Source organism: Pseudomonas sp. P4_B4 (genome assembly GCF_056402255.1).
The window spans coordinates 73,650-84,543 of sequence record NZ_JBFUHS010000004.1 but is presented as its reverse complement, the minus strand read 5'-3'; the positions used below and the strand labels follow the sequence as shown (position 1 = coordinate 84,543).

At 61.5% G+C, this 10,894-nt stretch carries 9 protein-coding genes; all 9 read right to left on the bottom strand.

Annotation, left to right across the window (positions count from 1 at the left end):
• Positions 1-23: 23 nt before the first annotated feature.
• Positions 24-359: a YceK/YidQ family lipoprotein gene (locus AC1DVE_RS06675; RefSeq protein ID WP_223461472.1), complete on the bottom strand. Its 336-nt coding sequence runs from the start codon at positions 357-359 to the stop codon at positions 24-26.
• Positions 360-505: 146 nt separating this feature from the next.
• Positions 506-1,957 carry a lipopolysaccharide kinase InaA family protein gene (locus AC1DVE_RS06670; protein WP_223461470.1) on the bottom strand — a complete coding sequence of 484 codons (1,452 nt, stop codon included), beginning with the start codon at positions 1,955-1,957 and terminating at the stop codon, positions 506-508.
• On the bottom strand, positions 1,957-2,709 hold the full coding sequence (locus AC1DVE_RS06665; RefSeq protein ID WP_223461469.1) for a lipopolysaccharide kinase InaA family protein: 753 nt from the start codon (positions 2,707-2,709) through the stop codon (positions 1,957-1,959). The genes AC1DVE_RS06670 and AC1DVE_RS06665 overlap by 1 nt, the downstream gene beginning before the upstream one ends.
• Positions 2,706-3,440: a lipopolysaccharide kinase InaA family protein gene (locus tag AC1DVE_RS06660; protein ID WP_223461468.1), complete on the bottom strand. Its 735-nt coding sequence runs from the start codon at positions 3,438-3,440 to the stop codon at positions 2,706-2,708. Before AC1DVE_RS06660 ends, AC1DVE_RS06665 begins: the two co-directional genes overlap by 4 nt.
• Positions 3,440-4,246, bottom strand: coding sequence for a lipopolysaccharide core heptose(I) kinase RfaP (gene rfaP / locus AC1DVE_RS06655; protein WP_223461466.1), 807 nt, complete (start codon positions 4,244-4,246; stop codon positions 3,440-3,442). The genes AC1DVE_RS06660 and rfaP overlap by 1 nt, the downstream gene beginning before the upstream one ends.
• Positions 4,247-5,368, bottom strand: coding sequence for a glycosyltransferase family 4 protein (locus tag AC1DVE_RS06650; RefSeq protein ID WP_223461465.1), 1,122 nt, complete (start codon positions 5,366-5,368; stop codon positions 4,247-4,249).
• On the bottom strand, positions 5,368-6,429 hold the full coding sequence (waaC, locus tag AC1DVE_RS06645; RefSeq protein WP_223461463.1) for a lipopolysaccharide heptosyltransferase I: 1,062 nt from the start codon (positions 6,427-6,429) through the stop codon (positions 5,368-5,370). The genes AC1DVE_RS06650 and waaC overlap by 1 nt, the downstream gene beginning before the upstream one ends.
• Position 6,430: 1 nt before the next feature.
• On the bottom strand, positions 6,431-7,465 hold the full coding sequence (waaF, locus tag AC1DVE_RS06640; protein WP_046039741.1) for a lipopolysaccharide heptosyltransferase II: 1,035 nt from the start codon (positions 7,463-7,465) through the stop codon (positions 6,431-6,433).
• Positions 7,466-7,659: 194 nt separating this feature from the next.
• Positions 7,660-10,599 (bottom strand): bifunctional [glutamate--ammonia ligase]-adenylyl-L-tyrosine phosphorylase/[glutamate--ammonia-ligase] adenylyltransferase, encoded by a 2,940-nt coding sequence (gene glnE / locus AC1DVE_RS06635; RefSeq protein ID WP_223461461.1) that lies wholly within the window; start codon positions 10,597-10,599, stop codon positions 7,660-7,662.
• Between the last annotated feature and the right edge of the window lie 295 nt (positions 10,600-10,894).

Sequence of the window (10,894 nt, the reverse complement as noted above, 5' to 3'; positions counted from 1 at the left end):
CGGGGGCGACGTTGAGATTACTTTTAACCACGCGAAGGCCGCCAGTAGACAAGGATATTGCCGTCCACGCTTTGCCGGTAAATCGTGTACGGCAAGACAACGGTGTCCAGCGCGCCAGACACGGCCAAGTCCAGCAATACGAGTGGTACAAGGAAACCCGTAGGGTCTGGCGGCGCATTTAATACACAGAAGTCGTAAGCGAGGCCGCTGTAGACCCGGGGAATGGACTGGCAATAGGTCTTTTGCCGGCGCAGCCCCTGCGCGGCTTCGGCTTCATCCTGCAGGACGGTGGCGGCGGTCCCGCAGCCCATTAGCGACACTGATAAAACACCCGCTGAAACTGCCATTTTGATCGTCACAGCCTGACCTCCGAGAACGTCAGGCAAACTAGCATCGGGGCGATTTCGGCCACAGTTCATGATTTCCCAAGATCGCGTAGGACGGATCACAAGAACCTGTCGCCCTTCTCGGCTGGCAGTTCCGACGAAAGGACCGGAGGTCCGATTCAGCCGGCGCTGGAGATGTCTTTGGGCAAACGCTGATCGATGACCTGATAAAGGGCGCTACCTTCAGGCCAATTGCGCATGAACCGCGCGCGATCCCTGGCATACGCCGGGGCGAAACTGCCGAGGGAGCCGTGCTGGCACATCGAATCGAGGTCGATCAACGCCCAGCGATCCTGCTGCCAGAACAGGTTATGTCCCTTGAAGTCGCCGTGGCTGATGCGTAAGCGAATCAACTCGGAGAACAGGTGATCCAGCGCCACCAGCTCGGCTTCCGGTGCATCGCCACGTTCAACATAGGGCGCAAAACGCTCGATGATGTCCGGCCCCGGCAGATACTCGGTGATCAGGTAAGCCCGACTGCGCAGCCACAGAAAACGCTTTTCCAGCAACGCCAGCGGCTTGGGCGTGGCAATCCCGAAGAACGCCAGGCGATTGCCTTCGCGCCACGAATGCCAGGCTCGGCTCGGGCGCCAGAAACGCTTGAGCCAGTGGGCAAAACCCTTGATGTTGTAGCGCTTGATCACCAGCGTGCGGCCATCGACCTCGACCTTGCCGACGCTCGCCGCACCGCCGGTCTTGTACAGATGCCCCTGGTCAAGCAAGTCATCGGCCTGCTCCAGCACCGGTAGCATGGCCGCTTCTTCCTCGCGGCGAATCGCCTGCAAGCCGAACGCCCCGCGCTGGACGCTGAACAGCGTGCACTCGCGGCCGACCTTGATCAGGAAGTCTTTGAGGCGCCAGCTGCGGACCTTGTCGATCTGCTTCTGCAGCGCCTCCATGGGCAAGGCGTGTTCGCCGTTGCTCAGCAGGTAATACACCAGCAACTCTTCAATGAAGGGCTCAATCGACTTCGGCAACTGGGCGAAGAACACCCCGAGGTTCTCCAGGACCTTCTGCCGTGACAGCGGCTGCCCCGGCGTTTCGGAGCAAATCCCGGCGCCGTCGATCAAGTACAGACGACCACGCTGACGCAGCAGGTTGTCCAGGTGCAGGTCTTCCTGCCACAGTCCTTTGCGGTGCATTTGACCGATGGCACCTAACGCCTCGGCCAGCACCGCTCCTTGCCCATCGGACAGCACGGGCTGCTGCTCAACCTGCTTCCAGGTATCACCCAGGCTTTCGGCGCCTTCCAGAAACTCGAACAGCAGCCAACCACCCTCACCCTCTTTCAGGCCATCGGCCAACAGCTGCGGCGTGGTCAATCCTTGAGCGGCAAGCAAACGCACGCCGTCCAGCTCACGCTGGAAGTGCCGCGCAGCCTTGCTGCCGACCAGCAACTTGGCCAACACCGGTCGGCCACGCCAGACACCGGCACCGACATAACGCTGCCCCGGCAATACCCGCAAAAGGCTCAGCAGTTGTAACTCGGCGGGGCCGGCGGCATCAGCCAGCGAAACGCTCAGCGGCAACGCCGGGTTGCGGCCGGCGGACTTCAACTCGGATAAACGCATCAGCGTGGTCCCTTTTGGCTGCGCCGCGTCGTCAAACGCCCCAGCCAGCTGTCGATCAACGAGCTGTCCTGTGGTTGATCCAGATAGGCGGCCAGCAATTGCCGCAGTTGCGACTCTCCCCACTCGGGCGCGCGGCGCGCCAGCGGTTCCAAGTCCTTGATTCGGTCACGCTGCCCGTACAGCAGTGGTCGGGTCTTTTCCAGATCGATCAATTGAGCCTGATAGCCGTTGCCGGTGGCGCGCATGAAAATATGCTTGGGATAGAAGCATCCGTGCACCTGGCGTGCAGCGTGCAGTTGCCTGGCCAATTCGCCACTGGCCTTGAGGATTTCCGAGTGCTGCTCAGGGCTCAGTTCATCCCAGCGCTGTAACAGCGATTCGAGGTCGTCCCAACCATCCAGGGCGCGGGTCAACAGGATCGCCCGGACTTCACCATCGACCTTGCGCTCCCCGTAGAACACCGCTTCCAGCGCCGGAATCCCCATCTTCCGGTAACGGGAGATGTTGCGAAACTCGCGAGCGAAACTCGGTTCGCCGAACGGTGCGCGCAAGGTGCGGGTCAGGTAGTTGCTTTGACGCTTGAGATAGAAACCCTGACCTTCCAGATCCAGCCGAAACACGCTGCTCCAGCCGCCGCGACCGGTGTTTGGCTCGTCCACCGCATCGAGCTGTTTGGCCCAGAGCGCCTCGAACGTGCCGAGGCCATGGCGCTCCAGCAGCGCACGGTCTTCAGCGGCCAGAAAATCAGTCATTCGCGCCCCTCGAAAAATCTCACCACGTGCCGGATGCGTTTCTTGTCCGCAGCATTGAGCCGGGGCCGGTTGCGGTATTGCAGGTAAAAGCGCAGGCGCTGGGTCGCCGACAGTTGATACTTGGCGACCTTGTCCAGGCACGCCAGATCCTTGGTGATGCGGTACTTGAGCCAGAAACCGCGCCAGAAATCGCCGTTGGGGCAATCGATCAAAAACACTCGAGCCTCATCGTCGATCAGCAGGTTGCGCCACTTCAAATCATTATGGGTGAAGCGGTGGTCGTGCATGGTCCGGGTGTATTCGGCCAGCTGACGACTGACGGTATCGACCCAGGCGCGATCCGACAGTTTCGGGTCGCGACGCTCGGCCAGTGCCGACAAGTCTTCGGTACGAGGCAGCTCCCGGGTAATCATCGCGCCGCGAGCGTAGGCCACACCGCGTCGTTCCAGCCCCCAGGCCACCACTTCGGCAGTGGGGATGCCCCACTTGGCGAAGCGCTTGAGGTTCTGCCATTCCATCTTCACCCGAGGCTTGCCCAGGTAACGCCGCAAGCCTTTGCCAGCGCCCACATACCGTTTGACGTAATAGTTGACGCCATTGCGCTCGACACGGATGACCTCCGAGAGCAGGTCACTGGTCAAGCGCTCGCCTTGCAGCGCAAACACAGCCTCGAGGCTGCCAAAGTCATCGGCCAGGTCGCTGTAGGCCGGTTCCAGTTTCCAACCCGACATCAGAGCGCATCCCCGTATCGTTGTTTACGCTCATAGAGCTTGTTGGCCTTGCCGTCGAGCCATGCCAGCAAAGACGCCTGTTCAATCAGGATCTGACGCAGCGGCTGCTGGAAATAGCCTTTGAGGAAACGCAGCTTGTCGCGGCGGGTCAGGCCGATGTCCAGCGCGGAAAAGTACAGTGCGGCCAGGTCCTTGTTACGCCAGCGCGAGGTGATCGCCGGGCGGGTCTGGGCGCGGTGCAGGTCGATCACCGAAAGCTTGAAGTCGTCGGCGGTCACCGGCTTGTCGGTGTGCAGCAGGAAATGGCAGATGTAGCAGTCGCGGTGGTTGACCCCGGCGCGGTGCATCATGCCGGTCATGCGTGCGACTTCGGCGATCAGCGCGCGCTTGAGTTTTGGCTCGGGCGGCTGCTTGATCCAGTTGATACTGAAGTCTTCGAGGCTGACCGTGGGCGCCAGCTCCTCGGTGACGATGAACGAGTGCTGGTCGGCCGGGTTGCTGCCCTTCTCGCCATACGCGACGGCAGTCATGGTCGGCACGCCGGCTTCCTGCAGGCGCTGAATGGCCTGCCACTCCTGACCGGCACCCAGTACAGGAAGCTTGGCAGTGAGCAGGTTCTTGAAGATTTCGCCCCAGCCGATGCCACGGTGGATTTTCACGAAAAACCCGTTGCCGTCGACTTCCGTGCGTAATGTCCGGCGCGCTTCCAGCTCGCGGTACACCTCGCCCTTGAGCCCCTCGACTTCGGCGAACGGGTCGCGTCCGGCCCAGAGGCTCTTGAACGGTTCAGCCAGCATCAACTTCATTTAAGCGTGCTCCGCCAGAATCACATCGGCCGCGTGCTGCGGCATGCTGTAGAGGTCGGCTGTTTCGGCGAAGGCCAGACCATTGCGGCTCCAGGCCGCCCTTGCTTGAGTGTCGTTCAACATGCCGGTCAGGTATTGCGTCAGCTGTGCCTGATCGAACGGTTCGTCCAGCACCAGGCCCGCGTCGGCCTCGGCAATGTAATGGGCGTAACCGCACACTGCGCTCACCAGCACTGGCAAGCCGGCCACCAGCGCTTCGAGCAAAACCGTGCCGGTGTTTTCGTTGTACGCCGGGTGAATCAACAGATCGGCGCCCAGCAGGAAGCGCGGGATATCGCTACGCCCCTTGAGGAACGTGACGTTATCGCCAAGCCCCAGTGTCGCGCTCTGCATCTGGAATAATTTGGGGTCGTCCTGACCGATTACAAACAGGCGAGTGCGCTTCTTCAGATCAGCGGGCAATGCCGCCAATGCCTTGAGGCTGCGGTCCACACCTTTGGTCTTGAACCCGGAGCCGATCTGCACCAACAGCAGTTCGTCGTCCTTGAGGTCGAATTCCGCGCGGAACCCTGCGCGAATTTCATCGGCATCGACCGGTCGGCGACGGTCCTGGGCGATGCCCGGTGGCAGCAGGTGGAAGCGTTCCAGCGGCGTGTTGTAATGCTTGATGAACAGCGGTTGCTGGACCTCGGAAATCATCAACACTTCGGTCTTGGCGTCCTTGGCGAACACCGCCCGCTCGTATTCGGCGAAGTGGCGATAACGGCCCCAACGGCGATACAGCGAATTGCGCAAGTTCTGCGCCTTGTCTTCGAAACAGCCGTCGGCGGCGTAGTAGACGTCCAGGCCCGGCATCTTGTTGAAGCCGATCAGGCGGTCGACCGGACGCTTGGCCAGGTCCGCTTCCATCCACTCGCTGAGCTTCTCGTTGCGGCGATGGTTGAAGAACGCCTTGACCGGCGCCACCAGCACTTCGAAACCCGGCGGTACGTCGCCCTCCCAGATCAGCGTGTAGACGCGAATCTGATGGCCGCGCTTCTGGCACTCCAGGGCGATTCGCATGAAATCGCGCTGCAAGCCGCCAAACGGAAAATATTTGTACAGGACAAATGCCAATTGCATCAGCGCAGCTCCTCAGCCATTAACAACGTGCTCAGTCGGCTCGCGACACGCTCGGGATTCAGACGCGTGAAGCACAACGGCCACTCGCGTTTCAGGTCAAACTGACGGCCATCTTCGGCCGTCGGTTGGTAAGTGCATTTCTTTTGCAGGCACGGTGCACAAGGGAAGTCGCTGGCCATGTGAATCTGCACTTTGCCATAGGCGCCGGTCAGGCCCGGGTTGGTCGGGCCGAACAGCGACAGCGTCGGCACATCCAGCGCGGCGGCCAGATGGCCCAGGCCGGTGTCCACCGCCACGCAGGCTTGCGCGCCCGCCAGCACCTTGCCGACACCGGCCAGGTTCAATTTGGGCAACACTTCGGCGTGTTTGAAACCGGCAGCGATGCGCTCGGCCCGGGCTTTCTCCAGGGCATTGCCCCAGGGCAGCTTCACCCCTACGCCCAGGTAGCCGACCCGTTCGGTCAGCTCGCGCCAATAGGCTTCGGGCCAGTGCTTGGTGTCCCAGGTGGTGCCATGCAGAAACACCACGTACGGGTTCTTGCGCGGCAATTCCACCAGGCGCTCGATATTCAGGCCGTAGTCGCCCAGGCCTTTGGGCAAGTCATAGCCCAGCGCGATGGCGAACAACTGACGCACTCGCTCCACCGCGTGCTGCCCACGGGCAACGGCCAGGCGTCGATCGTAAAAGCGCGCAGCGATGGGCTCGCGCGCCGAGTTTTTATCGAGACCGGCCACCGGGGCCTTGACGTAACGGGTCAGCCAGGCGCTTTTCAGCAAGCCCTGGGCGTCGATCACCAAGTCATATTTGGTGGCGCGAACGCTTTGCTTGAAGCGTTTCCACTCACCGCTCTTGATGGTCTGCCAGATGTTTTTGCGCCAGCGACGGATCGCCACCGGAATCACCTTGCCCACCGCAGGATGCCAGGTCGGGATTTCGGCAAAGCCTTCTTCCACCACCCAGTCGAATTTGATGCCGGGAATCGCCCGCGCCGCGTCGGTCAACGCCGGCAACGCATGAATGACGTCGCCCAGCGAAGAAGTCTTGATCAACAGAACCCGCAAGCTATTTGACCTCGACCGGAGTGCCTTGCAACCGCTGCAGGGCTTCGTTCACCGCTTGCGGCATGAGTTGGCGCAGGCAGTTGTAATGGCCGAAACGGCAGGTGCGGTCGAAGCATGGACTGCATTCGATACCCAGGCGAACGACTTCAACGTGCTCGGCCAATGGTGGTGTGAAACCTGGTGACGTCGAGCCGTAGACCGCGACCAGCGGGCGATTCAGGGCGGCGGCAACGTGCATCAATCCGGAGTCGTTGGACACCACCGCATCGGCACAGGACATCAGGTCAATGGCTTCGGCCAGCGAGGTGCCGCCACTGAGGTTCACTGACTCTTCACGCAGGCCGGGAATCAGCCGCGCGCGGATGTCTTCGCCCACGGCGTGATCGTTTTTCGAACCGAACAGCCAGACTTGCCAGCCTTCGCGGATCTTCGCTTCGGCAACCTTGGCGTAATGCTCGGACGGCCAGCGCTTGGACTCACCAAACTCGGCGCCGGGGCACAGGGCCAACACCGGACGGTCGAGGGCCAGGCCGAATTTGGCCAGTGCAGCTTCGCGGGTAACCGGGTCGATCTGCAGGCTCGGACGCGGATACGGCTTTGGCAGCTCAACGCCCGGCTCAAACGCCAAGGCCATGAAGCGCTCGATCATCAACGGGTAACGATCCTTGTCCAGCGTGCGCACGTCGTTGAGCAGGCCATAGCGGAATTCGCCACGCCAGCCGGTGCGCTTCGGGATGCCGGCAAAGAACGGCACCAGCGCCGACTTCAGGGAGTTGGGCAACAGGATCGCCTGGTCGTACTGGCCAGCCAGGGATTTGCCGATGCGCCGACGCGTTGCCAGCTCCAGGACACCGTGACCGAGCGGAAAGCTCAAGGCCTGGCGAACTTCGGGCATGCGCTCAAGAATCGGCCGGCTCCACTCGGGGGCCAGCACGTCGATTTCGCATTGCGGGTGGCGTTGTTTCAGACACTGGAAAAGTGTCTGCGCCATCACCATGTCACCGACCCAACTGGGCCCAACGATCAGAATTTTCATGTGGTTTCCATAAACGAACCGGGGAGGCCTATGCCTCCCCGCCTCGAGAATTCTACAAAACACCGCAGATCTACCGTGGGAGCTAGCCTGCTCGCGAAAGCGGCCTGACCGTCAGCATAGATGCTGGTTGTGACGACTTCATCGCGAGCAGGCTCGCTCCCACATTTGAATCTCTTCGTTCCAACCGGAGCGTTTCAGCTCAGCCCCAGCTCACGCCAGATCCGCATGACCTGCTGCCGTTCGTCTGCGAACTGGTCGCCCGGTATCACCCCGGGGTCCTTCTGCAAGGCCTGCCGGTGGGCGGCGGAGCGGTAAGCTTTATACGCTTCACGCAACAGGCTGGCATCTTCGACGGGCATCAGCCCTTCATGCTCCAGCCCTTCCAGAATGCGGATGTTGTCCGTCCAGCGCAGCAATGGCGGGTGTGTTTCGGACCACGCCAGGGCCGCGTATTGCACCATAAATTCAATATCGACGATACCTCCGGCGTCCTGCTTGATATCGAACGGCACCGTGGCTTCGAAGGCATTTGCCCCGGTGCCGGCCGCCGTGCTCTTGCTGCCAAGGTTATCGCGCATCTTGGCGCGCATCTCACTGACCTCCTGGCGCAGGGTCGGCAGATCACGGGTCTTGCCCAATATCGCAGCGCGGACTTTCTCGAAGGCCTGGCCGACATCCTGACTGCCCACCAACACCCGCGCCCGCACCAGCGCCTGGTGTTCCCAGGTCCAGGCTTCGTTCTCCTGATAACGGGCAAACGCCCCCAGGGAACTCACCAGCAACCCCGACGCCCCGGACGGCCGCAGACGCATGTCCACTTCATACAGCTGCCCGGAGTTGGTCTGCGCCGTCAGCAAGTGAATGATCCGCTGCCCCAGCCGGGTGAAAAATTGCGCACCATCGATGGGTTTGACGCCATCGGTTTCAGCCTGCGGATCGCCGTCGTGGATGAACACCAGGTCCAGGTCCGAACCATGCCCGAGTTCCAGGCCGCCGACTTTCCCATAACCGACAATGATGAACCCGGGATCGCACAAAGTGCCATCGGTGCGCAGCGGCGTGCCGTACTTGGCCACGGTCTGGCGCCAGGCCAGTGCCAGCACTTGCTCCAGGATCGCTTCGGCGAGCCAGGTCAGGTAATCGCTGACCTTCATCAGCGGCAGGCTGCCGGCGATTTCCGAGGCAGCCACCCGCAAGCGGTGCGCCAGTTTGAAGTGGCGCAGGGCTTCCATTTGCTGTTCGAGGTCATCCTCGGGAATCCGTGTCAGGCGCTCGCGCAACTCTGCCGCCAGTTCTGGCGCCAGTGGCGGCTTGAACAGCCGGCCTTCGTTGAGCAATTCGTCGAGCAGCAGCGGGAAGCGGGTGATTTGCTCGGCGATCCACGGGCTCGCCGCGCACAGCGTCAGCAAGCGCCGCAACGCACTGGGGTTCTCGGTCAACAGCACCAGGTACGCGGAACGACGGGCCACGGCTTCGACCAGCGGCAGCACCCGTTCAAGTACCAGGTCCGGATTGTCATGTTCCACGGCCTGCGCCAGCAAACGCGGAATAAAAGCATCGAGACGTTCGCGACCCAGACGCTGCATCGCCCTCAACTGCGGGCTGCTGCGCAAGCCGGCCAGGGCCCTCAAGGCTTTTGGGGCATCCTTGAAACCACCTTCCTCCAGTTGGCGGCAGGCGGCCTCATCGTCCTGGGCCTCTTCCCACAGCGGCAACCACTCACCACCGACCACCACTTCGCTTTCGGCGCCCTGCTCTTCATCGGGATCGGCGATCACCTGCCCGAAGTGCCAGGCAATACGGCCGCGCCAGTACATCAGTTGCTCGTGGAACGCCGTCCAGTTGGCGAAACCCAGCATAAAGGCAATACGCGCCTGATCCTGCTCGCCATTGGGCAACATTTGCGTCTGGCGATCGGCAATCGCCTGAATCGCGTGCTCGGTGTAACGCAGGAATTCGTAACCTTCACGCAGCTCGCTGATCACGGCCGGCGGCAGGTAACCCTGACCTTCCAGCGTGCTCAGCACCTTTAATAGTGGGCGCTGCTGCAAGCTCAGATCGCGGCCGCCGTGGATCAGCTGGAACGCCTGGGCAATGAACTCGACTTCGCGAATACCGCCGGAACCGAGCTTGATGTTGTCGGCCATGCCCTTGCGCCGCACTTCCTGCTGGATCAGCTGCTTCATGGTGCGCAGCGCTTCGATGGCCGAAAAGTCCAGGTAACGCCGGTAAACGAATGGCCGCAGCATGTCTTGCAGTTGCGCCCCGGCCACCTGATCGCCGGCCACCACGCGCGACTTGATCATCGCGTAGCGTTCCCAGTCGCGACCCTGGTCCTGGTAATACTGCTCCAGCGCGTTGAAACTCAGCACCAGTGCGCCCGCCGAACCGTAGGGACGCAAGCGCATGTCGACGCGGAATACAAAGCCGTCGACGGTCATCGGGTCCAGGGCCTTGATCAGCCGCTGACCCAGACGAATGAAGAACTCCTGGTTATCCAGCGGGCGTTTCACGCCGACGGTTTCGCCACCCTCGGGATAGGCGAAAATCAGGTCGATGTCCGACGACAGGTTCAACTCCACGGCACCGAGCTTGCCCATGCCGAGAATGACCATTTGCTGCGGCTCGCCGCTGCGCCGCCCGGTCGGCACGCCGAACTGCTGGCAATGCCGCACATACAACCATTGATAGGCCTGATCGATGCTGGCATCCGCCATGTCCGAAAGGTCGCGGCAGGTCTGGATCAAATCGGCCTGGCGGGTCAGGTCGCGCCAGATGATCCGCACTTGATGGCGTGCACGCTGGCGGCGCAAGGCGCGGCCAAGCAGATCGTCGGTCTCGGCCACGTTCGCGGCGGCCGCGATCTGCCCGCACAACTCACCGGGGGCGAAGCGGCGGTCCAGTTCGCCGGACTGCACCAGCTCCAGCAACATCAAAGGGTCACGAACACACTGTTCAATCACGAAATCGCTGGCGGCGGTGACGCGGGCAAATTGCGCCCAGCGTTCTGGCGTCCAGGCAGACAGCCCGTGGGCATCGTCCAGAGCGGCGACGGCAGCCCGGAACGACTGCTCGGCGCGGGTGACAAACGGCAGGAGAATGGCGGGCAGTTCGGCAAGCGAAGGGAGGCTCATGGTCTATCCTTGATCGGCGTACAACGGACTGCATGTAGTGGTTTTCGAAAACCCACTACCTGAGGGAGTGTCGAACAAAAGTTAGAAATAGCTGAAATTTCTTTAATTTTGGCAGCCAGCATCAAGCCTTTACCTTTTGTAGTTGGAAAAAGACCAACCTTAACGATTATTCTCACAACGCAGCCGGGGGCCACAAGCCGCTCTCCTGTAGTTTTACTACTCGTATATACATTAGCCGGGCTGAAATGCCGGAAGATTTGTAGTAAAACTACACGCCGCCGGAACAACCTATCGG

Bases quoted from the DNA above. Each gene is read 5' to 3' on its own strand.
- AC1DVE_RS06670 (WP_223461470.1), bottom strand. From the start codon at position 1,957: ATGCGTTTATCCGAGTTGAAGTCCGCCGGCCGCAACCCGGCGTTGCCG.
- AC1DVE_RS06665 (WP_223461469.1), bottom strand. From the start codon at position 2,709: ATGACTGATTTTCTGGCCGCTGAAGACCGTGCGCTGCTGGAGCGCCAT.
- AC1DVE_RS06660 (WP_223461468.1), bottom strand. From the start codon at position 3,440: ATGTCGGGTTGGAAACTGGAACCGGCCTACAGCGACCTGGCCGATGAC.
- rfaP (WP_223461466.1), bottom strand. From the start codon at position 4,246: ATGAAGTTGATGCTGGCTGAACCGTTCAAGAGCCTCTGGGCCGGACGC.
- AC1DVE_RS06650 (WP_223461465.1), bottom strand. From the start codon at position 5,368: ATGCAATTGGCATTTGTCCTGTACAAATATTTTCCGTTTGGCGGCTTG.
- waaF (WP_046039741.1), bottom strand. From the start codon at position 7,465: ATGAAAATTCTGATCGTTGGGCCCAGTTGGGTCGGTGACATGGTGATG.
- glnE (WP_223461461.1), bottom strand. From the start codon at position 10,599: ATGAGCCTCCCTTCGCTTGCCGAACTGCCCGCCATTCTCCTGCCGTTT.